The organism is Chryseobacterium sp. 2VB, from assembly GCF_005503635.1.
Lineage (GTDB): Bacteria > Bacteroidota > Bacteroidia > Flavobacteriales > Weeksellaceae > Chryseobacterium > Chryseobacterium cupriresistens.
Window position 1 is genome coordinate 48,015 of the sequence record NZ_SCNC01000009.1, and the last position, 23,424, is coordinate 71,438.

At 36.4% G+C, this 23,424-nt stretch carries 24 protein-coding genes; 12 read left to right on the plus strand and 12 right to left on the minus strand.

Annotated elements, in window-relative coordinates; all coding sequences use genetic code 11:
* Positions 1 to 130: 130 nt before the first annotated feature.
* Genes FFS26_RS10505 through FFS26_RS10520 form a run of 4 tightly spaced genes read left to right on the plus strand, consistent with a single transcriptional unit; the run spans position 131 to position 3,591 of the window.
* Positions 131 to 1,492 (plus strand): rhodanese-related sulfurtransferase, encoded by a 1,362-nt coding sequence (locus FFS26_RS10505; protein WP_137905004.1) that lies wholly within the window; start codon positions 131 to 133, stop codon positions 1,490 to 1,492.
* A gap of 58 nt (positions 1,493 to 1,550) precedes the next feature.
* Positions 1,551 to 2,795 carry a peptidase U32 family protein gene (locus tag FFS26_RS10510; RefSeq protein ID WP_137905005.1) on the plus strand — a complete coding sequence of 415 codons (1,245 nt, stop codon included), beginning with the start codon at positions 1,551 to 1,553 and terminating at the stop codon, positions 2,793 to 2,795.
* The gene (locus FFS26_RS10515) at positions 2,795 to 3,025 is read left to right on the plus strand and encodes a ferredoxin (RefSeq protein ID WP_062673534.1); all 231 of its coding nucleotides are present in this window, start codon (positions 2,795 to 2,797) and stop codon (positions 3,023 to 3,025) included. The genes FFS26_RS10510 and FFS26_RS10515 overlap by 1 nt, the downstream gene beginning before the upstream one ends.
* 5 nt (positions 3,026 to 3,030) lie before the next feature.
* Positions 3,031 to 3,591 carry a 5-formyltetrahydrofolate cyclo-ligase gene (locus FFS26_RS10520; protein WP_110008521.1) on the plus strand — a complete coding sequence of 187 codons (561 nt, stop codon included), beginning with the start codon at positions 3,031 to 3,033 and terminating at the stop codon, positions 3,589 to 3,591.
* On the opposite strand, the gene FFS26_RS10525 is transcribed toward FFS26_RS10520, so the two are convergent.
* Both FFS26_RS10525 and FFS26_RS10530 read right to left on the minus strand, forming a co-directional pair.
* On the minus strand, positions 3,555 to 4,136 hold the full coding sequence (locus FFS26_RS10525; RefSeq protein WP_137905006.1) for a hypothetical protein: 582 nt from the start codon (positions 4,134 to 4,136) through the stop codon (positions 3,555 to 3,557). The genes FFS26_RS10520 and FFS26_RS10525 overlap by 37 nt on opposite strands.
* A complete protein-coding gene (locus FFS26_RS10530; protein WP_110008523.1) occupies positions 4,120 to 5,301 on the minus strand; it encodes a hypothetical protein in 1,182 nt (393 codons plus the stop codon). Before FFS26_RS10530 ends, FFS26_RS10525 begins: the two co-directional genes overlap by 17 nt.
* Before the next feature lie 183 nt (positions 5,302 to 5,484).
* Here FFS26_RS10530 and FFS26_RS10535 point away from each other — a divergent pair, with 183 nt between their 5' ends.
* Positions 5,485 to 5,814: a hypothetical protein gene (locus FFS26_RS10535; RefSeq protein WP_034694620.1), complete on the plus strand. Its 330-nt coding sequence runs from the start codon at positions 5,485 to 5,487 to the stop codon at positions 5,812 to 5,814.
* 122 nt (positions 5,815 to 5,936) lie between these two features.
* Here FFS26_RS10535 and FFS26_RS10540 read toward each other — a convergent pair whose 3' ends face one another.
* From FFS26_RS10540 to rmuC, 4 genes are all read right to left on the minus strand, one after another.
* Entirely contained in the window at positions 5,937 to 6,704 is a 768-nt protein-coding gene (locus tag FFS26_RS10540) for a TrmH family RNA methyltransferase (protein WP_137905007.1), read from the minus strand.
* 20 nt (positions 6,705 to 6,724) lie between these two features.
* Positions 6,725 to 7,516: a CPBP family intramembrane glutamic endopeptidase gene (locus tag FFS26_RS10545; RefSeq protein WP_110008525.1), complete on the minus strand. Its 792-nt coding sequence runs from the start codon at positions 7,514 to 7,516 to the stop codon at positions 6,725 to 6,727.
* Between the two features lie 90 nt (positions 7,517 to 7,606).
* Positions 7,607 to 8,446, minus strand: a complete 840-nt coding sequence (locus FFS26_RS10550) for a LytTR family DNA-binding domain-containing protein (protein ID WP_137905008.1) — start codon at positions 8,444 to 8,446, stop codon at positions 7,607 to 7,609.
* 10 nt (positions 8,447 to 8,456) lie between these two features.
* On the minus strand, positions 8,457 to 9,962 hold the full coding sequence (gene rmuC / locus FFS26_RS10555; RefSeq protein ID WP_137905009.1) for a DNA recombination protein RmuC: 1,506 nt from the start codon (positions 9,960 to 9,962) through the stop codon (positions 8,457 to 8,459).
* 220 nt (positions 9,963 to 10,182) lie between these two features.
* On the opposite strand from rmuC, the gene FFS26_RS10560 reads away from it, so the two are divergent.
* The 5 genes from FFS26_RS10560 (at position 10,183) to FFS26_RS10580 (ending at position 17,860) form a co-directional block, all read left to right on the plus strand.
* Positions 10,183 to 10,857, plus strand: a complete 675-nt coding sequence (locus FFS26_RS10560; RefSeq protein WP_137905010.1) for a response regulator transcription factor — start codon at positions 10,183 to 10,185, stop codon at positions 10,855 to 10,857.
* Between the two features lies 1 nt (position 10,858).
* Positions 10,859 to 12,223: a sensor histidine kinase gene (locus FFS26_RS10565; RefSeq protein ID WP_110008529.1), complete on the plus strand. Its 1,365-nt coding sequence runs from the start codon at positions 10,859 to 10,861 to the stop codon at positions 12,221 to 12,223.
* A 145-nt stretch (positions 12,224 to 12,368) separates the two neighbouring features.
* Positions 12,369 to 13,643, plus strand: a complete 1,275-nt coding sequence (locus FFS26_RS10570; protein ID WP_137905011.1) for a TolC family protein — start codon at positions 12,369 to 12,371, stop codon at positions 13,641 to 13,643.
* 15 nt (positions 13,644 to 13,658) lie between these two features.
* A complete protein-coding gene (locus FFS26_RS10575; RefSeq protein ID WP_228449428.1) occupies positions 13,659 to 14,762 on the plus strand; it encodes an efflux RND transporter periplasmic adaptor subunit in 1,104 nt (367 codons plus the stop codon).
* Positions 14,762 to 17,860 carry an efflux RND transporter permease subunit gene (locus FFS26_RS10580; RefSeq protein WP_110008532.1) on the plus strand — a complete coding sequence of 1,033 codons (3,099 nt, stop codon included), beginning with the start codon at positions 14,762 to 14,764 and terminating at the stop codon, positions 17,858 to 17,860. The genes FFS26_RS10575 and FFS26_RS10580 overlap by 1 nt, the downstream gene beginning before the upstream one ends.
* A gap of 58 nt (positions 17,861 to 17,918) precedes the next feature.
* Here FFS26_RS10580 and FFS26_RS10585 read toward each other — a convergent pair whose 3' ends face one another.
* Both FFS26_RS10585 and FFS26_RS10590 read right to left on the minus strand, forming a co-directional pair.
* Entirely contained in the window at positions 17,919 to 18,674 is a 756-nt protein-coding gene (locus FFS26_RS10585) for a DUF5995 family protein (RefSeq protein WP_110008533.1), read from the minus strand.
* A gap of 72 nt (positions 18,675 to 18,746) precedes the next feature.
* Positions 18,747 to 19,001: a hypothetical protein gene (locus FFS26_RS10590; protein ID WP_137905013.1), complete on the minus strand. Its 255-nt coding sequence runs from the start codon at positions 18,999 to 19,001 to the stop codon at positions 18,747 to 18,749.
* Between the two features lie 266 nt (positions 19,002 to 19,267).
* Here FFS26_RS10590 and FFS26_RS22505 point away from each other — a divergent pair, with 266 nt between their 5' ends.
* Positions 19,268 to 19,438, plus strand: a complete 171-nt coding sequence (locus tag FFS26_RS22505) for a bacteriocin-like protein (RefSeq protein WP_171006288.1) — start codon at positions 19,268 to 19,270, stop codon at positions 19,436 to 19,438.
* 30 nt (positions 19,439 to 19,468) lie between these two features.
* Here FFS26_RS22505 and FFS26_RS10595 read toward each other — a convergent pair whose 3' ends face one another.
* The 4 genes from FFS26_RS10595 to FFS26_RS10610 form a co-directional block, all read right to left on the minus strand.
* Complete coding sequence (locus tag FFS26_RS10595; protein ID WP_110008535.1) at positions 19,469 to 20,242, minus strand: hypothetical protein; 774 nt, start codon at positions 20,240 to 20,242, stop codon at positions 19,469 to 19,471.
* Positions 20,214 to 20,684 carry a YciI family protein gene (locus FFS26_RS10600; RefSeq protein WP_137905014.1) on the minus strand — a complete coding sequence of 157 codons (471 nt, stop codon included), beginning with the start codon at positions 20,682 to 20,684 and terminating at the stop codon, positions 20,214 to 20,216. Before FFS26_RS10600 ends, FFS26_RS10595 begins: the two co-directional genes overlap by 29 nt.
* Positions 20,685 to 20,810: 126 nt before the next feature.
* Positions 20,811 to 21,989 (minus strand): nicotinate phosphoribosyltransferase, encoded by a 1,179-nt coding sequence (gene pncB / locus FFS26_RS10605; RefSeq protein WP_110008537.1) that lies wholly within the window; start codon positions 21,987 to 21,989, stop codon positions 20,811 to 20,813.
* A gap of 96 nt (positions 21,990 to 22,085) precedes the next feature.
* Positions 22,086 to 22,562: a Dps family protein gene (locus FFS26_RS10610; protein ID WP_062673577.1), complete on the minus strand. Its 477-nt coding sequence runs from the start codon at positions 22,560 to 22,562 to the stop codon at positions 22,086 to 22,088.
* 434 nt (positions 22,563 to 22,996) lie between these two features.
* Between FFS26_RS10610 and rpsL the strand changes: the two genes are divergently transcribed.
* Positions 22,997 to 23,410 (plus strand): 30S ribosomal protein S12, encoded by a 414-nt coding sequence (gene rpsL / locus FFS26_RS10615; RefSeq protein WP_002983146.1) that lies wholly within the window; start codon positions 22,997 to 22,999, stop codon positions 23,408 to 23,410.
* Positions 23,411 to 23,424: the final 14 nt, after the last annotated feature.

Consider the following 23,424-nt stretch of genomic DNA (forward strand, 5'->3'; position numbering starts at 1 on the left):
ATACATAGTGATCTGATTTTCATTGCTGGCAGGTTATTGCTTATTGTTCGTAATTGGTGTCATAAATATACTTAATTCTAAAATTATTATCTTTGCAAAAATTTTTATTCTCACTTAAAACGTTTATAGCATGCAACTGTATAACACCTTAAGCGCAGAAGAAAGAGCTCAACTTATTGATGAAGCCGGTAAAGACCGCCTTACCTTGTCTTTCTATGCGTATGCCAAAATCGAAGACCCCAAAAAATTTCGCGACGAATTATTTATAGCCTGGAATGCCCTTGATGCTCTTGGCCGTATTTATGTTGCTACAGAAGGAATTAATGCTCAGATGAGTGTTCCTGCAGATCAGTTTGAGGCTTTTCGTGATACGCTGGAAGTTTATGACTTCATGAAAGGAATCCGTTTGAATGTAGCGGTAGACCAGGACAATTACTCATTTTTAAAATTAACCATAAAAGTCAGAAACAAAATTGTTGCTGACGGTTTGAATGACGAAACTTTTGATGTGACCAACAAAGGAATTCACTTAAAAGCTCAGGAATTCAATAGTATGCTGGAAGATCCCAATACCATTGTTGTAGATTTCAGAAATCACTACGAAAGTGAAGTAGGGCATTTTGAAGGAGCCATTACTCCGGATGTGGAAAATTTCAGAGAAAGTTTACCCATCATCAATGAACAGCTGCAGGATTTTAAAGAAGATAAAAACCTGCTGATGTATTGTACCGGTGGAATCCGTTGTGAAAAAGCAAGTGCTTACTTCAAACATCAGGGATTCAAAAATGTATATCAGCTGGAAGGCGGTATCATTGAATATACACGCCAGATCAAAGAAGAAGGAATAAAAAGTAAATTCATTGGTAAAAACTTTGTATTTGACCACCGCCTGGGGGAGAGAATTACAGATGATATTATTGCACAATGCCACCAGTGTGGAAAACCTTGTGATAATCATACCAATTGTGCCAATGATGCCTGTCATTTGTTGTTTATCCAATGTGACGACTGTAAAGCTGCGATGGAAAACTGCTGCTCTACAGAATGTCTGGATACCATTCATTTGCCGTGGGATGAACAGGTTAAACTGAGAAAGGGATTACAGGTTGGAAATAAAGTATTCAGAAAAGGAAAATCAGATGCCCTGAAATTTAAAAACTCAGGAGATTTAACTGATAAACCTTTGGCAAAAGCTGAGACAAAAAATATCCGTCAAAAAATTGCTGTTAAAAAAGAATTGATTGGTAAAGCAGAGCATTACTATTCAAAATCAAAGATTGCACAGTTTTTAATTGAGCATAAAGATTTATCAGTGGGTGATAAAGTATTGATCTCAGGTCCTACAACAGGAGAGCAGGAAGTTACCATTACTGAAATCTATGCTAACGGAGGGCCTTGTGAAACGGCAAACATTGGAGATCAGATTACATTTGCACTGCCATTCAGAGTTCGTTTGTCTGATAAATTGTACAGAATTGTGCAAAATGCATAATTCATAGCTGTCAATACAATTATTTCTGTTTTAACAACTTAATAATTCCAGACTTGAAATGACAAAAAGCGGAAAAATAGAACTGATGTCTCCTGCAGGAGATTTCATATCACTTCAGGCGGCTATAGATAACGGTGCAGATTCTGTCTATTTTGGAGTTGAGCAGCTCAACATGCGTGCAAGAGCAACAATGAACTTCACCATTGACGACCTGCCGGAAATCGCCAGAAGATGTTCTGAAAAAGGAGTAAGAACGTATCTGACCCTTAACACCATCATCTATGATCATGATCTTTCTATCGTCAGAACACTTTTAGATAAAGCGAAGGAAGCCGGTCTTACAGCAGTGATTGCAATGGACCAGGCTGTGATTTCTTATGCAAGGCAAATTGGTATGGAGGTGCATATTTCCACCCAGATTAATATTACCAATATTGAAACTGTAAAATTCTATGCTCTTTTTGCTGATACCATGGTGATGAGCCGTGAATTAAGTATCAGCCAGATCAAAAAAATCTGTTCTCAGATTGAAAAAGATCAGGTAAAAGGACCTTCCGGTAATCTTGTTGAAGTGGAGATTTTCGGACATGGTGCCTTATGTATGGCAGTATCCGGGAAATGCTATCTAAGTCTGCATTCCCATAATTCTTCAGCAAACAGGGGTGCCTGCAAGCAGAACTGCCGGAAAAAATATACTGTGATTGATCAGGAGTCAGGTTTTGAAATTGAACTTGATAACGAATATATGATGTCTCCCAAAGACCTTTGTACGATTGGTTTCCTGAATCAGATTGTGGATGCCGGCGTGAAAGTCTTAAAGATAGAAGGAAGAGGAAGGGCTCCTGAATATGTAGCAACAGTTACAAAATGTTATAGAGAAGCAATTGACAGTATTGCGGAAGGAACGTTTTCTCAGGAAAAAGTGGATGAATGGATGAAACTTCTGGAGACTGTATACAACAGAGGCTTCTGGAGTGGATATTATCTTGGTCAGGAGCTGGGTGACTGGTCTTCAAACTCCGGTTCGAGTGCAACACAAAAGAAAGTTTATATTGGAAAAGGACGGCATTTCTATCCGAAATCCAATATTGCAGAATTTGTGGTTGAAGCCTATGATATTTCTGTAGGAGACAGTGTCCTTATACAGGGACCTACTACAGGATCACAGGAAATGGTCATCGAAAGTATGATCGTTGATGCGAAGACAGGGGCAGACAAGGCAACAAAGTCTGATGTGATTACTTTCCCTACGAAGTTCCGTGTACGGCCAAGTGACAAATTATATAAAATTGTTAAAGCGTAATGGTCATTGCTACACTTCAGAGAGATAAATGTATTGGTTGTAATTACTGTGTCGAATTTGCTCCGGAATATTTTAGAATGTCTAAAAAAGATGGTAAATCGGTATTGCTTAAGACGATTGATAAAAAAGGCTTCTACACGTTAAAAACACCAGACCACGAAGCGTTTGAATATTTGGAGAGAGCCGCCAACGCCTGTCCTGTGAAAATTATTTCTGTAAGAATCACTTAATCATTATGCTGAAAGCTGAGCTTAGAAAAAAATACAATCAAAAAAGGAAAGCATTGTCTGCCGATGAGGCTTTTCTGTTATCTGAGAAGATTTTTGAAAATTTCATTCAATATTTTAAGCCAAAAGAATCAGAAAAAGCACACATTTTTATCCCGATTCCGGCAAGGAAAGAAATTGATACCCAAATTTTCATTCAATATTTTTTAGCACAGAATATCCGGGTGTATGTGCCTAAAATTGTAGCGGATAAACTGATTAATATTGAAATTTTTGAAGATACTGCTTTTGAAACCAACAGTTGGGGGATTTCAGAACCTGTTTCCAATGAAGATTCTGGCGAAAAATACTTTCATTATGTGATTACGCCTTTGTTGTATTGTGACAAAAAAGGGAATAGAGTAGGCTATGGTAAAGGATTTTATGACAGATTGTTTCAAAGTATTTCTGAGGAGACAAAAAAAATCGGAGTCAATTATTTTGCCCCCGATGAATATGTGGATGATGTCTGGGAAAATGATATTCCTCTTGACTATTTGGTTACTCCTACCGAAGTGCTGTCTTTTTGAAGCGGTTTGGAATAAAAATCTAAAAAGTAGAATTTAAACTCTTTTTTAAGCTTTGATGTAGACAATAAGATGTATTGTACATTCTTTTCAAAGCTTCCCAGAGACTTGTTTTTACTGTCAAAATATTCCACATTAAACCTGGCATAGTCTAGTGTATCTTTTTTATAAAAATCTTTATATACATTCAGATTGCTGACTTTCGCTGTTTTTACTTTCATGCTGTCCAGTTCTTTCAGCAATCTTTTAAATGTCAGTGAATCCGGTTTGTGAAAATAGCTTTCCATCTGGGAATAAATGACAGTATCTATTTCCGTATTTCTGTTTCCGCTGAGATATAGAGTAGACAGATCAAGAAGTTCCTGAACTTTCTGTTTGGTGATGGAATTAATCGCCTGCATGCTATCCATCTGTACGGCAGGATAGCTTTTTTCGTTGGTGCTGTTTCGTAGTTTATCGAGGTCGCTTACCTCTGAGGTTTTATTATTACAGGCAATAAATAACGTCAGAAGCACGGTGAAAATTAAAAAATTACTTATTCTTTTCATCTGTGGTAGCAATTTTAAATTTGATGGATACAATTTTACCTTTGGTATCCTTTTTCATTTCTATTACATTCAGGTTTTTCAGAGAGGTCGTTGGAGTAGTTACCAGCGTGATATATTTCTGCTTATTCAGGCTCTCTATACCATACGTATCATTGTCATATACCTGATAAATTACTGCATTGTTACTGATCAGGTTTTCAAGCTGATTTCTTTTTTGCTTGATAAGAGCAACCTGCTCATCCGGATTTCCTCCTTTGATGTCTTTGATAGAGAAATAATAAACCGCCATCTTATAATCATCCGGCTTTAATTCGATCTTTTCTTCTTCAGGAGCATTTTCAAGGTTTCTGTTCACTTCCAGTGGCTCATAGAAAGGAGCGCTGATTCGCATTTTTAGATTTTTATCCTTGGTAGAATAATAAAAACATTCGCCCGGCTTTATTTTATACATCAACGGAGATTCATTTTCCTTCACTACCATTATTTCTAAAGTATTGATCACAGAAACTCCTCTGTCCTTATCAATGAAACAATATTTATAAGTTTTTGAAAAAAGAACATCTTTAAAACCTAAAAGACCGGTAATGGTAATCAAAACTGAAGTAACAAGTGCCCAGGCATTCTTTTTGAAGAAATTTTTCTTTGCCGGAACAGATGAAATTTCAGTTTCGTGGGTAATTGTCTTATTTTGATTAACTGATTGATTTTCAGTATTTGATTTTTGTAAATCAGTGTTTTGTGGAGGGGTAGTTTCAACTTTTTTAGGCTGAAATTCAGTTTTTGGAAGTTCGGGAGCTGAAGAAACCGTTTTTTCAATTTCATCAATATCTTCTTCATCAAAATTTTCATTTTCCTGCAGCAGTTCACCCGCAAAAAGATGCTGTTTTTTGAACTCGTACCAGGAGTCGTAACCCGCATAAATACTCAATAAATTGAGCATATCTATTCTTGGTAATTTAGTAACCGGTGAAGTTTTAAAATAAGTGTAAAATGACTTTTCACTGATGTTACCTTTCGCTTTTTTTCGAAGGTCTTCCTGAAAATATATAATATCTATACCCTTCCACTTGGATATGTCATCCTGCGAAGGGGTATATTCTTTTAAGTATTGACCCTGAACATCCTTTTTTAGCTGTTCAAAGTGTAATAGATCCAAATCTGTCAATTTTTCAAAAAATAATTAAATTGTTGATTATCAGCTATGTTTTTTTGTAAAACTATTTTACAAAGGTATTACAATTATTTTTCATAGACAAATTTTCTAACTGCTCTACCTTTGTCTTGTTCAAATAACAGAACAGAAGAAAATTTTATAAAACAATATTAACAAAATTAAATTTAATTTATTATGAAAAAGTCATTATTCGTAGCTGCTATCGCTGCAATCTCTCTAGTTGCTTGTAAAAAAACTGAAGCTACTGCTACTGAAGGTACAACTGATTCTGCTGCTGCTACTGTAGCTGATTCTGCTGCTGTAGTTTCTGATTCAGCTGCTAAAGTTGTTGATTCAGCTGCAACTACTGCTGTAGAAGCTACTAAAGATGCTGCTGCTGCTACTACTGCTGCTGGTGCTGAAGTTGCTAAAGATGCTGCTAAAGGTGCTGCTGACGCTGCTAAAGGTGCTGCTGACGCTGCTAAAGGAGCTGCTGATGCTGCTAAAGATGCTGCTAAGAAATAATTCTAGCATACGCTTAACAATAAAAGAACCGTTTCACCCAGTGAAACGGTTTTTTTATGCTTAGTCATTGCGAGCTAAAGGCGAAGCAATCTCTTTCATATCAAAATCAGATCAGGAATAGCTTATCCCTTCTTCTGTTTCAGAGATTCATAGCAGGTAATAGCTACTGCATTACTCAGGTTTAAAGAATCAATACTTCCTGCCATCGGAATTAAAGTGTTTTTTCCTTTTCCAATCCAGAAATCACTCAATCCGGAATGTTCCGTGCCGAATAATACGGCAGAACGCTGTCTGAAATCTCTTTGATAAAGGTCTTCAGCACTTTCGTCCATCAGCGTAGTGTAGATATTGAAACTGTTTTTCTGCAGGAATTCCAATGTTTCTGTATTTTCAGCCTGATAGACTTCCATTCCGAACAGGCATCCTACACTGGATCTGATCACATTAGGGTTGTAGAAATCGGTTTTCCCGTCAGCAACAATCAGGGCATCAATACCAAATGCCTCACAGCTTCTTAAAATAGCGCCAAGATTTCCTGGTTTTTCCACGCCTTCTACAATGATTATCGTAGCATCTTCTTTAGGCACAAATGATGAAAGTGAATTTTCTTTGGTATGGTAAATGCCGATAATTCCTTCTGAACTTCCTCTGTAAGCGATTTTTTCATATACCTTCTCACTTACATAATGGATTTTCCCATTAGGAAGAGTTCCTTTAAAGATATTTTCACAGATAAAGAACTCCAGCGGTTCAAAATCATACTGCATGGCCCTTTCATTTTCCTGCTGGCCCTCTACCACAAAAACTTTTGATTTTTTACGAAACCTGTTGTCAGTAAGGAGCTTAGTGACATTTTTTATTTTATCGTTTTGAAAACTTTCTATCAACATGCTGCAAAATTATGCAAAATTTATGATTGAACTTCTCTGGTTTTAATAAAAAGACTTTTCCACGTAATCTCCATTGGAATTTTATTTTTCCTTTTAAAATAGATAACTACTAAGATCAGGGAGACAATGGATAGGAATTTATAGAGGTTTCCATAGAAATTCCCGGAAACATTTTCTGATACATTAAAGATTTCCCAGTACAGATTCATAAAAAGATGGAGGAGAATGGAGGTCCATAGGTTGTATTCCGATTCAAAATATGCCCAGGCGAAAAATATTGATCCTAAAAATGTAATGGTAAATATTTCGGTAAGTTCTATTAAGTTCTGACTTTGATACAAATGTACTTGTGCAAACAGCAATGACCCTGATAATGCAGAGGATAAAAATCCAAGTCGTGTAAATCTGTATAGTATTCCAATAAGAAATGCTCTGAAAATAATCTCTTCAAAAAATGCTGATGAAAGAGTATTGATAAACAGGGATTCAAAATTTATTTTAGAGATTGTTTTAAAATGAATCAGGTATCCAATGAGCATAGGAGTAGTTCCTATAAGTGCTAACACAAATCCTATGGTAATGGGTTTGTTTAATGAGAACAGATCAAGGATATTTCTTTGAGGTAACAGAATTTTTAATGTGACTATCAATGGAATTAATGTTACCGAATAAGCAATTATATGGGCTATTGCTTTACTGTGAAACAAATCTTTTGAGAGAGTCTGTATGGTTTTAAAAAAGAGAAAATCAAAGAAATAATAGGCTGTAAATCCTAGAATAAAGATGAAAAAGAAGCGGATGTTTTTACTCATGTATGTTAATTTTGAGCAAAAATGTAGTTTTAAATCAATGCTTTCAAGTTAATGTGATGAATGACAAAGAATAGTGACGAATGACAAAATTTATAGATTTTGCTTCTGTAGCTGAGGAATAATTGAAGGAATAAAACTTCTTGAAACAGGAATTTCAAAATCAATTTCCGGAAGAATTAATTTATAACCCTGAGCATTTCCTTTGAGTTTCTTTACCCTTCCAAGGTTGACAATATAAGAACGGTGGCATTTTTTGACAGAGCCTGTTTCGATTTGTTGTAAGACATTGGTTAAACTTATTCTGATCAATGCTTTTTGTAAGCTGTTGTTCTCTAAAAAGTAAAATGTACAATAGTTTTCCATGGACTGCACGAATAGAAAATCGTTCTCATTGATGATAAGTTCTGTATTCTGTGCCGTTATTTTTAACAGATTTTGTCGTTCTGCAGGAGGCGAAACGGGAAGGTGTTGAGAAATGTCGCGGGCTTTCTTTTCATGAATATTCTTTAAATAGATATACCGTGATAAAATATAGATGATAGAGATAGGAATTCCGACAGCCAAAGTATACAGGAACATATAAAAGTAATTGACTATATCCAGCTTTACATGGCTCAAGAATAATGAATTGTAAAAGTAAGATAGAACAGAACCCATACATAGAATGAAAGTTATTTTTAAGAGTTCCAAACCAATGCTCCAGTTGCTGAAACGGGAAGTTATAAGATTGGCCATTAAAAATGCAGTTCCAAAGATTATGCAATAGGGAAAAAGTAATACAAATTTATAGGGATGCTGAAAGTTTTCCGTACCAAAAGGCTGAAAAATGATCAGAAATAAATAAACAGCAGCTCCTGCTCCCAGTGAAGAAACGAAAATTTCTTTGAAAGATTCGGATTTGGGGTATGGATGTGCTGTAAATGAAAACATAAATCCAGATTTAGCTTTCTGATGTTTCAATAAAATTGCCGTTGTCAATAAGACTTTGTGGCAGCTCTTTTTTGTTTTTAATGCCTAATGATTTCAATTTCTGAGTCTGGATCACCAGGTTGTCATTTCCGGTATGAAGCTGTTTGTAAGCATCATTGAATACATTTTTCGCCTGATCCAGATTTCTGCCTACTTTTTCCAGGTTTTCTACAAAACCTACGAATTTGTCATAAAGTCTGGCTCCCCGATCAGCAATTTCAATAGAATTCCGGTTTTGATATTCGCGTTTCCAAAGATCGGCAATCAGCTTAAGAGAAGTGATCAGATTACTTGGATTCAACAACAGGATTCTTCTTTCATAGGCATAGTTCCAAAGATTCTGGTCTGCCTGCATTGCCGCAATATAAGCCGGTTCACTCGGAATAAACATCATCACGAAATCCAGTGATTTTCCATAGTCATCGTACGCTTTTTGACTGAGTTGATTAATATGGTTTTTGATAGATCCAAGATGCTGGCTCAGTTTTATGGCATAAACATCTGCATCAGTCTCGTCTACCAATTCTGTGAAAGCGGTCAGAGACACTTTAGAATCTATAATAACATTTCTTTCATCCGGATATTTCACAACAGCATCAGGACGCATTTTCTTTCCTGAAAATTCGGAGAATAACGCTTTGTTATCTTCATCACGCAATTCATGCTCCAGGAAATATTCTCTTCCTTTTACCAGTCCGGATTTTTCAAGAATACTTTCCAGAATCATTTCGCCCCAATTCCCCTGGGTTTTGCTTTCCCCTTTCAGAGCACGGGTTAGTTTTTTGGCATCTTCGGAAATCTGCTGGTTCAGTTCTGCCAGTTCTTTCACCTTTTCCGCAAGGGAGAAACGTTCTTTATTTTCCTTTTCGTAAGCTTCGTTAACTCTATTTTTTAAATCCGCGATTTTCTCCTGAAAAGGTTCAAGGATATTTTTTAAGTTATTTTGATTTAAGGTAGTAAACTTTTCAGTTTTTTCTTCTAAAATTTTATTGGCAAGATTTTCAAACTGAAGTTTAGAATCTTCCTGAATCTTGACAATTTCTTCTTTCTGGGTGTCAAGAGATTGTTGAAGACCTTCATTTTTGGCAGAAAGCTCAGAGTTTTTAGCAAAAAGGGTCTGCTTTTCAAGAATGTGGGTTTCTATCTGAGAAGTCTGCCTCTGATTGATTTGTTTTAACTCCTGAAACTGGATATTCAAAGAAGAATATTCTGCGGAGATTTTAGAAAATTCGTTTTTCAGATCATCCAGCAGGTCCTGCTGCAGCATATTGGCTTCTTTCTCTTCACTTATGATTTGATTAAGCTCCTGAATTTTCTGGTTGGAATTTTCAAGATCAGATTGATTTTTAATAGATAAGGTGTTCAGTGCATCATAAGAACTTCTTGAAACCATTGACGATTTCAGCGCAAAATATAAAATAACCGCTCCCAGTATGCCACCGGCAACCAATCCAATAATTAAATATATCATCTCCATCTTCCAAAATTATGAAAAAAGGTCGGAAGCTGGAAGCGGGATGTTGGAAGTTCCTTTTGTACAGATAAGAACTGACTTTTTTTACAATTAAATTCAATGTTTTTTAAAGGGAAGTAATATGGGAACAATTGCTTTGTAAAATTCCATTACCTCTCGCTTTTGGCCTCCAGCTTTCTTTCTGAATTAGAATACCTATATTTATGGGAAATTTCAGAGACTTATGAATATTTTGTTGGTAGAAGATGATCAAAGAATCAGTAATTTCCTGATAAAAGGCCTTTCCGAGGCTGGCTATAATACAACCCTGGCAGATTCCGGGGAAAAAGCACGTGAGCTTCTTCATACCTATGATTTTGATATTATTTTAATGGATATTATGCTTCCCGGACTGGATGGCATGCAGTTGACACAAATTATCAGATTTAAAGGAAACTATACTCCGATTTTGGTTTTAAGCGCATTGAATAGTCCTGATGATAAAATCAAAATGCTGGATATGGGAGCTGATGATTATTTATCAAAACCGTTCCATTTTGAAGAACTGATTTCAAGGATTAAGGCGTTAACCAGAAGAAATAAATTAAGCTATCAGAAAGAAGACCAATTGTTATCTTGTGGCACTATCACCATTGATACGGATCTTCATAAAGTAACCCAGAACGGTAGGGAAATAGAGTTTTCACCGACAGAATATAAACTTTTTACTTTCCTGATGGAGAATAAAAATAAAGTGTTGAGCAGAACCCAGATTTTGCATAAGGTATGGGGAATTGATTTTGATAATACAACGAATGTAGTGGATGTTTATATTTCCTATGTCCGTAATAAGATCGATGAGTCAGAACAGAAAATTATTCATACAGTAAAAGGAACCGGATATTTGATCAAAGACTGAAATGACCCTCAGAAATAGATTTACGCTTATTTCAAGCCTTTCATTCGGCATTGTTTCTATCATCACATCTGCGGTGATATTTTTTGCCTATTATGACAGTACCAAAATTTTTTATTTTGAAAAGCTAAGAAATACGGCTCTGATCTCTGCTATTTATTATCTGGAAAAAGATGAACTCCCGAAAGACCGACATGCCCAGATTAAAAAAGAATACAACCATCTGATTCAGAATAACAGGGTAGCGGTTTATAATCAGAATAATGAAGTTACCTTTGGACATAACCTGAACGATAAGAATATAAAGCTTTCCCATTTGCAGGCTGTCCGAAAAAACAAAGGAATACAGTTTATGTCTGATAATCAATTCTACTACGGGATTTTTTATCCTGATAACCAGGGTGATTTTGTGGTTTTTGTAAAGTCTTCCAACGATTCTTTCCAGTCGCAGATCCTGAGATTGGCTATTATCATGCTTTCGGTATTGGTCATCGGCCTGCTTGCGATTTATTTCCTGAGCAGATATCTTTCCAAGGTAGTTTATAAACCTATTTCCAATGTGGTGGAACGGATCAATAAAGTGGAATATGATAACATTTCTACGGCAATTATTACTTCCACCAATACCAATGATGAAATTGAAGATCTCATTAAATCTTATAATAAACTGCTGGGAAGAATTTCCGAAAATGTGCTTTTACAGCAGAACTTTATCAATTATGTTTCTCATGAATTTAAAACTCCCTTAGCAGCCATTTCAGGGAATCTTGAAGTATTTGCCCAAAAAGACCGTACACCGGAAGAATATAGGGAAGTGGCCAAAGAGTCATTGGAAAACGTATATGAGATTGAAAATATTCTCAACAATCTTTTGCTGATGTCCGGAATGACCAAACTGGAATCATCTCACAAACTCATGAGAGTGGATGAGCTGATCTGGAAGATTTATGCAAAACTGGAACCCAAAGCAAAAGAAAACCATTCATCTATCAAAATACAGCTTCAGGTAACAAAACCTGCTTTACTGGAATTCCCGGGAAACGAAACACTTCTCTACCTGGCGATATATAATATTGTAGAAAATGCCATCAAATATTCCTATGACAAACCTATAGTGATCACATTATCTGAAAAGAACAGTCAGTTATACATTGAGGTCAGGGATGAAGGAAGAGGTATTCCGGCTGATGATCTTGTGAAAATATCAGAGACTTTCTACAGAGGAAAAAATGTAGATACTGTAAAAGGCAGCGGAATTGGTTTATCACTTTCAAAAAGTATTTTTGATCATCATCATATTGTCATGAAAATTGATTCTACGGTCAATGTGGGAACCAATGTTCTCCTGGAATTTCCTGCCCATTCATAATCGTGTTATTTGTGAAAAGATTTGTGTTTTTCGTGTTTTAAAAAAGTTCTAATCAAACTCTAATGTTGAACTAACCGAATTTTAATTTTCTTTACAATTCCCTCTAATATTAGACAAATAGCTTTGTGGTCTTAAATAAGAGACCTTGAAGAAGCTATTTTTTACACTATTTTATATTCCCTGTTTCAGTTTCTTTTCTGCACAGATTTCAGACACTATGAAAATCAGCAGAAAGGAGGCTGAAACTATTTTTCTGGCTAAAAACCTTGACCTTATTGCACAGAAACTTGAAATTTCACAAGCCGAGGCAAGAGCTGTCCAGGCTAAATACTGGCCTAATCCTACATTGAGTATCAGTGAGGTGAATCTATGGAGAACCTATGACATCGAAGAACAGCCTGCGCTTATCAGAAATTGGGGAAAAAGTACTCAGATTTCTGCCGAGATCGAACAGGTGATTCAGACTGCGGGGAAAAGAAGAAAAAATATTGAACTCCAGAAAATAGAAGTGGAAGGAGAGAAGTATGAACTGCAGGAAGTTTTGCGTGAACTTAAAAAGACACTCAGAAATACGATTACTGAAATTCTTTATAATCAGGAACAGCAAAAAATCTATCAGGGACAGATTGCTTCCATTGAGAAATTAACAAAATCCTATAATAATCAATTAAACCTAGGTAATATCAGTAAAGCTGAATATGTCCGCTTAAAAGCACAGGAAATTGAATTCAAAAAGAAACTGGTTTCATTGAAGCAGGAAATCGAAGAGCAGCAGGTAGAACTGAAAGCTTTATTAATGCTGCCTTCTCAAACGTATCTGGAGATTTCAGATTCATTGGTCATGCCCGAAAAACAACTATCAGAACTGGAAGTGACTCAATGGATGGAAAAAGCAAAAGAAAACCGTCCCGATATCATGATCTCCAAAAATAAAGAGAAACACGCTGCCAAAAATCTGGAAATTCAAAATGCCATGAAAACACCTGATGTTGCAGTTTCTATAGGATATGACCGCGGAGGAAATATCATGAAAGATTTTATAGGACTGGGGGTTTCTATGGATCTCCCCATTTTTGACCGTAACAAAGGGAATATTCAGGAAGCTAAGCTTGAGATTGAAAAAAGTAAACTGGAGACCCGCAAAAACATGATGAAATCTGATAACGAAATTGTATCTGTTTTCAGAAACTATATCAGAACACAACAGGTCTCACAAGAAATTGATGAAAATTATGAATCTACACTGGACGGTTTGCTGGTAAGCCATGAGAAGAATTTCAGACTAAGAAATATCAGCATGCTGGAGTACATGGATTTTCTGGATACCTACATCGGAAATAAAATGATCATCCTGGACACTAAAAAAGAATTGAATCAATACTACGAAAACCTGCAGTATGTTGTAGGACAAGATTTATAAGATATGAACAAGAATATGAACCCATACATTGCTGCGGCTTACCTGTCTGCCCTCGTCATTTTTACAGGCTGTGCCGAAAAAGTAGAAAATAAAAAAACCGAAAAAGCCTATTGCATCAGCAAAGAACTTAAACAAGAGATTAAACTGGCCAAAGCTGAAATGCTTCCCATAGAAGAAAGTATTACGCTTACCGGGGAAGTGGAAAGTAATTCCGATAAAACGGTTCCTTTTGTAAGTCTTGTAGACGGAGTAGTAATAGATACCTATTTCTCTCTTGGTGATTATGTGAAAAAAGGGCAAACGCTGGCTAGTGTAAAAAGTACGGCCGTTAACGAAATGCAGGATGATACCCGGACCCTTCAGGCGCAGCTGGCTGTTGCAAAAAGAAAACTGTCTTCCGTAGAAGCCATGTATAAAGATGATATTGCCTCCCAGAAAGATTTGCAGGAAGCAAGATCAGAGGTGGCCATATTGCAATCCAATATTTCCAAAACACAGAAAAATATGCAGCTGTATTCCGCAGGAGGAAGCACGATTCAGATAAAAGCACCTGCGGACGGATATGTGATTTCAAAGAATATTTCAAAAGGAATGCCTGTTACTGCCGGAGGAGATCAATTGTTTACCATTTCCAATCTGGATAAGGTATGGGTAATGGCCAATGTGTATGCTACCAATATGAGACACGTTTATGTGGATCAGCCGGTCGTGGTAAAAACGCTTGCTTATCCTGATGACAGTTTTTCAGGGAAGATCAACAATATTTCTCAGGTTTTCAATGAAAACGAAAGAGTACTCAAAGCCAAAATCATTATGGATAATAACGGAATGAAGCTAAGGCCGGGAATGTCTGCAGATGTTGTATTACCAGTTAATTCACAAAACAAAAGCGCACTGGCTATTCCGGCAAAGGCTTTAATCTTTGATAACAACCAGAGTTATGTAGTGGTTTACAAAAAAGACTGTGAGCTTGAAATCAGACCGGTAACAGAAATTGCTTCCAACAGTCAATATATTTATGTAGAAGGTAATTTAAAACCAGATGAAAATGTCATTGCTTCCAACGGACTGCTGATCTATGAAAACCTGAAAAACCAATTAAATAATTCCACGAAGTAATGCGAAAATTTGTACAGAATATAGTTTCCTTCTCACTAAGAAACTCATTGATTGTTCTTTTGGGAACTTTTCTATTGCTCGCCGGAGGAATCTATTCCTATCTGCATACCCCCATTGAAGCATTTCCGGATGTTACCAATACCAGGGTAAGAGTGATTACCCAGTGGCCTGGAAGAAGTGCTGAAGAAATAGAGAAATTCGTCACATTACCTATTTCAAAGGAAATGAATGCCATCCCGAATAAAACTTCGGTGCGTTCCATTTCCTTATTTGGATTGTCTGTGGTGACGGTTATTTTTGATGATCATGTCAATGATTTTTATGCCCAGCAATATGCTTCCAATAAACTGGGAAATGTAGAACTTCCTGCCGGAGCAGAATACAGCATTGAGCCTCCGTCCGGTGCTACAGGTGAAATTTACCGATATATTATAAAAAGTAAACTTCCCATCAAAGAAGTAACCGCTATTCAGGATTGGGTAGTAGAAAGAGAATTGCTTGCCGTTCCCGGTGTTGCGGATGTGGTAAGCTTTGGTGGAGAAGAAAAAACATATGAAATAAAAATTAATCCTACGGAATTACACAATTACGACCTTTCCCCCCTGGATGTGTATGAAGCGGTTTCGAAGAGTAATATCAATGTAGGAGGAGATGTAGTAGCAAAAGGTGATCAGGCTTATGTAGTGCGGGGGATCGGTCTTTTAGAGAAGAAAGAAGATATTGAGAATATTCAGATCGAGGTAAAAGGTTCTACCCCTATTTTGGTGAAACACGTAGCGGAAGTAAAAGTTTCTGCAAAACCTAGATTGGGACAGGTAGGATACAACAAAGACAATGATGTTGTAGAAGGAATTGTGATTATGCTTCGGGGTGAAAATCCAAGTGAAGTCATTGCAAGGCTGAAAGATAGAATAGAAGAACTGAACGGAGGAGAACTGCCGGGAGATGTCCAGATTGTTCCGATCATCGACCGTACGGAGCTTGTGAATACTACAGTGCATACGGTTTCTAAAAACCTTATTGAAGGAGTCATTCTGGTTTCCATCATTGTATTTATTTTCCTTTACAACTGGAGAACAACTTTCATCGTGGCATCAGTAATTCCTTTGGCTTTTCTGTTCGCTATTATTATGCTGAAAATTCAGGGATTGCCGGCCAACCTTATTTCCATGGGGGCGCTGGATTTCGGATTGCTTCTGGAAGGAACGTTGGTTATCGTGGAACATGTCTTTGTCGCCCTCGAACTTAAAGCGAAAAAGATAGGACTGCGCAGATTCAATAAAATTTCAAAACTCGGAATCATCAAGAAAAGTGCGGGAAGCGTAGCGAGCTATATTTTCTTCGCCCTACTGATTCTGATCGTTGCCCTGATGCCTATCTTCTCTTTCCAGAAAGTAGAAGGTAAGATGTTCTCTCCATTAGCATTTACGCTGGGATATGCATTATTAGGATCATTGATCTTAAGTTTGACCTACGTTCCGGCAATGTGTAAACTGCTATTGACAAAAAATATTGAAGAGAAAGAAAACTTTATTTCAAGATTTTTCAGAGTTAATATCTATAAAATTTACGAATTCAGTGACCGCCATAAAAAAGGATTCATTGTTGGTTTCGTTGCTTTGCTTGCCGTGTGTGGATGGAGATTTTCCAATTATGGATCCGAGTTTTTACCCAAACTGAACGAAGGTGCTATCTATGTAAGAGCGACACTTCCCAACAGTGTCAATCTGGATGAATCTGTAAGACTGACTAAAGAAATGAAGGAAATTCTCATGAAGTATGATGAAGTAAAATTTGTCATGACCCAGACAGGCCGTCCCAATGACGGAACCGATCCCACCGGGTTCTTTAATATCGAATTTAATATTCAGCTGAAACCGGAAAATGAATGGAAGAAAAAAATATCCAAAGAAGAACTTCTTGAAGAAATGAGAATCTCCCTTGAGAGATTTCCAGGTATCAATTTTGGATTCAGCCAGCCGATACAGGATAACGTGGAAGAATATGTGGCAGGAGTAAAAGCTCCGCTGGTTATTAAAATTTTCGGAAATGATTTATTTGAGCTGGAAAATTACGCCAATAAAGTAGCTAATTCCATCAGAACCGTTCCGGGAATATCGGACGTGAATGTTTTCAAAAATATCGGACTTCCGGAATTGAGAATACAGCTTCACGATTCCAAAATGGCAAAATATGGAGTCTCCACAGCAGATGCACAGGCTGTGATTGAAATGACAATCGGAGGTCAGGCAGCCACCAAATTTTACGAAGAAGAAAGAATGTTTGACGTAATGCTCAGGTTTGAAAAAGATTACAGAGATACGCCTGAAAAGATGGGAAATATTCTCATCCCGACTCAGGACAATAAAAAAGTTCCGCTGAAAGAAATTGCAACCATTGATTATCATACGGGGCCATCATTTATTTACCGTGAAGGAAACAGTAGATATATCGGAGTAGGATTTAATATTGAAGGACGCGATCTGGGAAGTACCATTAAAGAAGCCAAAGCGAAAGTAGATAAAGAAGTGAAGCTTCCAAAAAAGCATAAAATGACGTGGGCCGGAGAGTTTGAAAGTAAAGAAAGAGCTGCAAAACAGCTGGCCATGGTAGTGCCGATTTCTTTAGTTCTTATTCTGATGCTGTTGTACTTTAATTTCGGAAATATAAAAGATACGCTGATTTCATCCATTACACTCGCATTTGCATTTATCGGAGGGTTTTTATCCCTTTGGTTTACGGGAACCATCTTCGGAATTTCAGCGGGAATCGGATTTATCATCCTGTTTGGAGTGGCTACCATAGACGGTATTGTACTCATTGGAGTGATGAAAGAAAATCTGCAAAACAGAATGTCACTCAAAGAATCCATAGCTCAGGGAGTGAAAAGCAGAATACGTCCGGTGGTGATGATCGCCCTGATGGGTTCTATGGGACTTCTTCCGGCAGCCATGTCGAATGGAATGGGATCGGAAATTCAGAAACCTTTAGCCATTATGATTGTAGGAGGACTGATTATCTGTATGCTGCTGTCATTTACTGTGTTACCAATTATTTTCCATTATGCCTACCGTAAAAAGCATAAGGAAGCAATATAGTTTCTTTTATTTTGTTCATTATGAGCCGGGATCCGTGAGGAAGATCCCGGCTTTTTTGTTATGAATTTTTTGTAGATTCTAAAATTTCAATATTTTTTACCACATCACTGCTTTCACAATTTTTAAGTTCTTTTAAAAGGGAAGGAGTGAGGATTTTCGGATTCAGAATTTGGGTGGCAACTTTTGCAGCGGCATAATCTACAATACCAATCACAGATTCTTTTAAAAAATTCGGCGTATTGGAGGCAATGACTGCCGTTGCCCAGGAAGTGTCTCTTGCTTTGGATATGGCAAAATCAAGGACAGCATTATCCTTTCCATTGGAGAGTTGGTCAACAAGATCTACAGGATAACAGATTTTGTTCAGCGAATTCTGTACATTCTGATTAATGGAAGCGATGACATTATTAATGTTTTCAAAATCCTTTTTCAAGGGGTTTATTTTCCGGTAAGGCATAATAGAAGCGGCAGAAACACCAAGGTCCAGGTTGATGTGAGCATTCATACCAAGAAATATATGCTGTAATATTAAAATATTCCTGTTTTTAGCAGCTTCAAAAGCGATGTACCATGAGTTGGTGCATCTTTCATTTTTACTGTAGCTTTCCCACGCCTGAAGATATCTTTGTGCAAAAGCAATATCAAGCAATGTCATTCTGGGATTATCTTCAAATTTTTTCTGCTGAATTCCTTTCAGAACCTGTGCGGTCATAATTCTGTAGGTACAGGCAAAATATCCTGCCGGACTCTTGTTTTCTTTACACCAGATAATAATTTCATCCAGTTTTTTAAGAACTTCGTCAATGGTTTTCATGATGGTTTTTTGTTATTTAAAGATACTAAAAAAGTGAGCCGCAAAGCTCACTTTATGTATGGTTCATTCTGATTATGGGGTGATGATAACCGGATCAGTGATGATAATCGGATCTGGAAAAGGTTCAAGAATCAGTGGCTTGCACATGGCAGCCGGTTGGCAGGTTCCTCCCATGCATATAAAGTTAGTCATTGTGGTAGTACCGTCAGGACATCTGATAATGCCTTCACCAGGGCATCCTCCGGGACATTCTGCCGGGTACAGTGTTCCGCCGAATACATCTTTCAGCTCTCTTCTCGAAAGTTTTGTAATGTTTAATTTTTTCATGAGTTTATTTTTAATTATGGTATTAATTTGATGGTTAACTTATTGGTAGTTAGTTGAATAATGCTAATTGTCAATAAGCTAAAATAGTTAAATTAATTCATAGAAACAAAGTGTATTAATTAAAATTTTTAATTTATTTAAGTATAATTGTTTGAGATTTAATGAATTAAAAAATAAATTGTATATTTATTTCCAGATGAAGAGAAATAATAAAGAGGAATCCGAAAATCTTCAAGAGTAGGAAATCAAATTAAACTAAATTAATCATGAAAAATTTAAAAAGCTTAAACAGAAAAGAGTTAAAGACTGTTTTAGGAGGTACAGCATTAGCCTGTGAAGCACCTGTAGATGGGGGATGTCCGGCAGGGTACACATTCTGCAGCAACCCTTATTGCTGCTATCCGCCAAGAAAACCATTTATCTGTTTTGATTTATAAAAAATAAGGAGGCTGCTTTAAAAGTAGCCTTTATTTTTTACTCTTCGTATAAGATATAAATCTGATTTTATTTTTATTAATTTCAAGAATCCCCGGATTGGGTTGCTGAAAGTAAATTTTCTGATAAGTTTCTGACTTTTTTATAATTAAAGGATTGTCAGAAAAAAACTTTTTGTCAATTTCCCGTATGGAATAGAATTTATTTCCCCGGAGTTCCGAAATTGTAACTTTACCGGAGTCGTTATGGGATAAAATTGAATATAGTTTTTGTTGATACACAAAACTTGACATAAGTAGGGTTTCAAAACAACCGACTATTTTTTTTGTTCCCTTTAATGATTGAGATTCATATGCTCTTGTGCTAACGCCACGACCATGAACGGGAATTTCTGTAACTTGTTCCATCTTTTCAGGATCAGCAATTTGCAGAATTTCAGAATTTCCAGAAAGATGTGACATAGAATTCGAGAGATAATATGTATTATTAATTTTATTTACGGAAACTGGACAACTTGCTGTTGCATTGTAGATTTTCCCTGATTTTTTATTTTTAAAATAAACAGTACCACCCCATTCACCTGAACAGGTTTTCCAAACTTCGTATATTGTATCGCTGTACAATAATCCTGCGGGAGGTAATTTTATTGTTTTTAGTTCATCAACAATATTTTTGTCAACCTTTTCAATGTTAAATTCAAAAATAGGAGGTTGTTTTTTGCAGTTTATCATTAATGATAATGAAAAAAATGCAAATAGTATTTGCGCTGTGTTTTGTTTAAGGATTTTCTTTCGAGATTTCATCATGATGTTTAAGATACAATGGCAGCGCTGCAGAGCCGTACCAAGGGAAAATTTCATAGCTGAATACACCGGCCTGAACTGCAGGATCTGTTTTTACCCATTGTTCAGCTTCTTCTTTAGATTTGGTATTGAAAATAAACATGCCACGGTAGTTTTCCTTATTCTTTTCAAGGAAAGGTCCGGCAACAAAAATTTTGCCTTCATTGGCCAGTTTACCGATATTGGCCATGTGCCCTTTCATGAGTTCGCTAATTTTAGCTTTGTCTTCAATTTTCGTGGTACCTGTTGTCAGCATAACAATCGTATAAGGTTTCATCCCATATTTGTCAGCACCTAAAGAAGTAGCCAGTTCCTGGTTGTATTTAGGCTTTTCTGCTTTCTTTTCCTGAGCAAAGGAAAATGTTGATAGGAGAAGACCTGCGAGTAGTAAAGTTCTTGATTTCATCTTGTTTTATTTTGATAAATATAATAAATCCTTATAGATTTCTGAAAACTGAATTTCAAATGTCACTATGAAACTAAAAAACCTCGATGATTTCGAGGCTTATATCTAATTGTTCTGATGAGGTTACTAATCTTTTATTCTTAAAAATTCTTTCGCCAGTTCGATCATCTTTGGATCTCCGGTATATTTACCATGCTCATCGGAAAGTTTTACTGTAGGAATCCATTCTTTATTGGGAGCTTGTACACCAATAAGTTTCATTACAATATTCATGGGCTTCAATCCCACATCATTGGTAAGGTTGGTGCCGATTCCGAATGAGATGCCAATTTTTCCTCTGCAATAATTGGTAATTTCCTCTACTTTTTCAAGATTTAATGCATCTGAAAAAATAATATATTTAAACATCGGATTGATCCCATTTCTTTGATAGTGAGCAATGGTTTTATCTGCAAATTCCAGAGCATCTCCACTATCATGACGAACGCCATCAAAAAGCTTAGCAAATTTTTTGTCAAACTGCTGGAAAAATACATCTGTGGTATAAGTATCAGACAAAGCTACTCCAAGATCACCTCTGTAAACATCTACCCAATGTTCCAGTGCCAACTCATTGGCCATTTTGAATCCATATTCGGCAGCATGGAACATAAACCATTCATGAGCATGCGTTCCGATAGGTTTTACACCGTATTTCATCGCAAAATGTACGTTTGAACTTCCGATAAAAGTAGACTCTTTTTTCTGGGTTAAAGCTTCCATCACCAGATTTTGTACCTTATAAGAGTGTCTTCTTCTCGTTCCAAATTCTGCAAATGTTACTCCAAGTCTGCCCAATGAATCTGCTTTTTCTATCGTTTTGCTCATTACCACCTCGTTGGAATCTCTTTCCATGTGGTTCATTTCGTAATGCAGTTCACTGATCAATGCCAGCAGTGGAACTTCCCAAAGAATCGTTCTGTACCAAAGCCCTTCAACAATGACAGAAAGATCACCTCCTTCCTGATGGATTTTTACTTCAGAAGGATCATAGTGATAACCTTCCAAAAAATCAAGATAGGGCAGATCTATATAAGGACATGTTCTTGCCATGAACTTTTTTTCATCTTTCGTAAGTTTAAGCTCGGCCATTTTATTGACAGCTTCTCTTAAAGCAGCGTCAAACCCTTCCGGAAAGTGGTGTTTTCCCCTGTTGATAAATTCGTATTTTACGATAGAACTCGGGAATAGCTTTACCACAGCATTCTGCATGGTTATTTTATAGAAATCATTATCAAGGATAGAGTTTAATCTGACGTCGCTCATAATATGTGTAATTTTAACGCAAATATAAAAATAAAAAATAAAATCGCCTAAATGTAAGGCGATTTTTTTGAAATATTTCCATGCTTATGGATGGAGTTATTTTCCAAGATAGGAATTGTACATCCAAACTTCTTTCTCCTGCTCGGTGATATAGTCGCTCATCTGCGAATTCGTACCTTCGTCTCCTGCTTTATCTGTGATATCTAAAAGTTCTCTCTGCAGGTCAATTACTACTTTGAATGAACTTAGAATCTGTTCCACACTTTTGGTACCGTCCGTTACTTCTTTACTTTCTTTAATGGTTGCTACCTTTAAGTAATCTGAATAATTATGTGCAGGAGTAGCTCCTAACGTAAGGATTCTTTCTGCAATCTCATCAATCTTTAAGACCAGGCTATTGTACAATTCCTCAAACTTCGGGTGAAGGGTGAAGAACTGATCACCTTTAATATTCCAGTGAGAACCTCTTGTGTTCTGGTAGAATACTGAATAGTTAGCTAATAGTACATTTAATTTTTCTGAGATGTTTTTACAGTCGGCTTCTTTAAGACCGATAATACTTGCGTTTTTCATATGTATATATTTATTTTTAAATTGTGATACAATCACCACTTCGATTCAGTAGAATATGAAGCTTTTTAATGATGATTGCTGTGTTTATCATTGTATATCCCAAATTTACGAAATATCGTGCCGAACTCGTTGGATTATTCATAGATCATAACTATAAGAAAGTTTTTAAATATAGTTTGGATATATCGGGTATGTGATTATGATTTACAGATCTGATTTAGAATTATAAATTCATAATTATTTAATACCCATTTTTTAAGCTTGGAAAAAAGTTTCTTTTCTATCTCTTTTCCTTATGTATATTATACTTCTTTGAATGTTATATCGAAACGTCTTCTATTTTCGATGTAAGTATTTGATTTTAATTTTTATATAAGTGTTTGCAGATTAAAAAAATATTACTATTTTTGCACCCTAAAATAAAAAGCAATTAAATGCCTACTATTCAACAATTAGTAAGAAAAGGAAGAGCCACGCTTGCCAAGAAGAGCAAATCGGCTGCCCTTGATTCTTGTCCACAAAGACGTGGTGTATGTACGAGAGTATATACAACTACACCGAAGAAACCTAACTCTGCACTTAGAAAAGTAGCAAGGGTAAGACTTTCTAACGGTAAAGAAGTTAATGCCTATATCCCGGGCGAAGGACACAATCTTCAAGAGCACTCGATAGTATTGGTTAGAGGCGGAAGGGTGAAAGACCTACCGGGAGTACGTTACCACATCGTAAGAGGTGCATTAGACACAGCTGGTGTAAATGGAAGAACTCAGAGAAGATCTAAGTACGGAGCTAAGAGACCTAAACCAGGACAAGCAGCTGCTGCTCCTGCAAAAGGAAAGAAAAAATAATCATTAAATAAGGT

What these genes read in the sequence shown, in the direction of transcription:
- FFS26_RS10505 (WP_137905004.1), top strand. Translation starts at nt 131, where the DNA reads ATGCAACTGTATAACACCTTAAGCGCAGAAGAAAGAGCTCAACTTATT.
- FFS26_RS10595 (WP_110008535.1), bottom strand. Translation starts at nt 20,242, where the DNA reads ATGATGAAATCTCGAAAGAAAATCCTTAAACAAAACACAGCGCAAATA.
- FFS26_RS10535 (WP_034694620.1), top strand. Translation starts at nt 5,485, where the DNA reads ATGAAAAAGTCATTATTCGTAGCTGCTATCGCTGCAATCTCTCTAGTT.
- FFS26_RS10560 (WP_137905010.1), top strand. Translation starts at nt 10,183, where the DNA reads ATGAATATTTTGTTGGTAGAAGATGATCAAAGAATCAGTAATTTCCTG.
- FFS26_RS10610 (WP_062673577.1), bottom strand. Translation starts at nt 22,562, where the DNA reads ATGAAAAACGCAAGTATTATCGGTCTTAAAGAAGCCGACTGTAAAAAC.
- FFS26_RS10580 (WP_110008532.1), top strand. Translation starts at nt 14,762, where the DNA reads ATGCGAAAATTTGTACAGAATATAGTTTCCTTCTCACTAAGAAACTCA.
- FFS26_RS10575 (WP_228449428.1), top strand. Translation starts at nt 13,659, where the DNA reads ATGAACCCATACATTGCTGCGGCTTACCTGTCTGCCCTCGTCATTTTT.
- FFS26_RS10540 (WP_137905007.1), bottom strand. Translation starts at nt 6,704, where the DNA reads ATGTTGATAGAAAGTTTTCAAAACGATAAAATAAAAAATGTCACTAAG.
- pncB (WP_110008537.1), bottom strand. Translation starts at nt 21,989, where the DNA reads ATGAGCGACGTCAGATTAAACTCTATCCTTGATAATGATTTCTATAAA.
- FFS26_RS10525 (WP_137905006.1), bottom strand. Translation starts at nt 4,136, where the DNA reads ATGAAAAGAATAAGTAATTTTTTAATTTTCACCGTGCTTCTGACGTTA.
- FFS26_RS10600 (WP_137905014.1), bottom strand. Translation starts at nt 20,684, where the DNA reads ATGAAATCAAGAACTTTACTACTCGCAGGTCTTCTCCTATCAACATTT.
- FFS26_RS10545 (WP_110008525.1), bottom strand. Translation starts at nt 7,516, where the DNA reads ATGAGTAAAAACATCCGCTTCTTTTTCATCTTTATTCTAGGATTTACA.
- rmuC (WP_137905009.1), bottom strand. Translation starts at nt 9,962, where the DNA reads ATGGAGATGATATATTTAATTATTGGATTGGTTGCCGGTGGCATACTG.
- FFS26_RS10565 (WP_110008529.1), top strand. Translation starts at nt 10,859, where the DNA reads ATGACCCTCAGAAATAGATTTACGCTTATTTCAAGCCTTTCATTCGGC.
- FFS26_RS10515 (WP_062673534.1), top strand. Translation starts at nt 2,795, where the DNA reads ATGGTCATTGCTACACTTCAGAGAGATAAATGTATTGGTTGTAATTAC.
- FFS26_RS22505 (WP_171006288.1), top strand. Translation starts at nt 19,268, where the DNA reads ATGAAAAATTTAAAAAGCTTAAACAGAAAAGAGTTAAAGACTGTTTTA.
- rpsL (WP_002983146.1), top strand. Translation starts at nt 22,997, where the DNA reads ATGCCTACTATTCAACAATTAGTAAGAAAAGGAAGAGCCACGCTTGCC.
- FFS26_RS10520 (WP_110008521.1), top strand. Translation starts at nt 3,031, where the DNA reads ATGCTGAAAGCTGAGCTTAGAAAAAAATACAATCAAAAAAGGAAAGCA.
- FFS26_RS10550 (WP_137905008.1), bottom strand. Translation starts at nt 8,446, where the DNA reads ATGTTTTCATTTACAGCACATCCATACCCCAAATCCGAATCTTTCAAA.
- FFS26_RS10590 (WP_137905013.1), bottom strand. Translation starts at nt 19,001, where the DNA reads ATGAAAAAATTAAACATTACAAAACTTTCGAGAAGAGAGCTGAAAGAT.
- FFS26_RS10585 (WP_110008533.1), bottom strand. Translation starts at nt 18,674, where the DNA reads ATGAAAACCATTGACGAAGTTCTTAAAAAACTGGATGAAATTATTATC.
- FFS26_RS10510 (WP_137905005.1), top strand. Translation starts at nt 1,551, where the DNA reads ATGACAAAAAGCGGAAAAATAGAACTGATGTCTCCTGCAGGAGATTTC.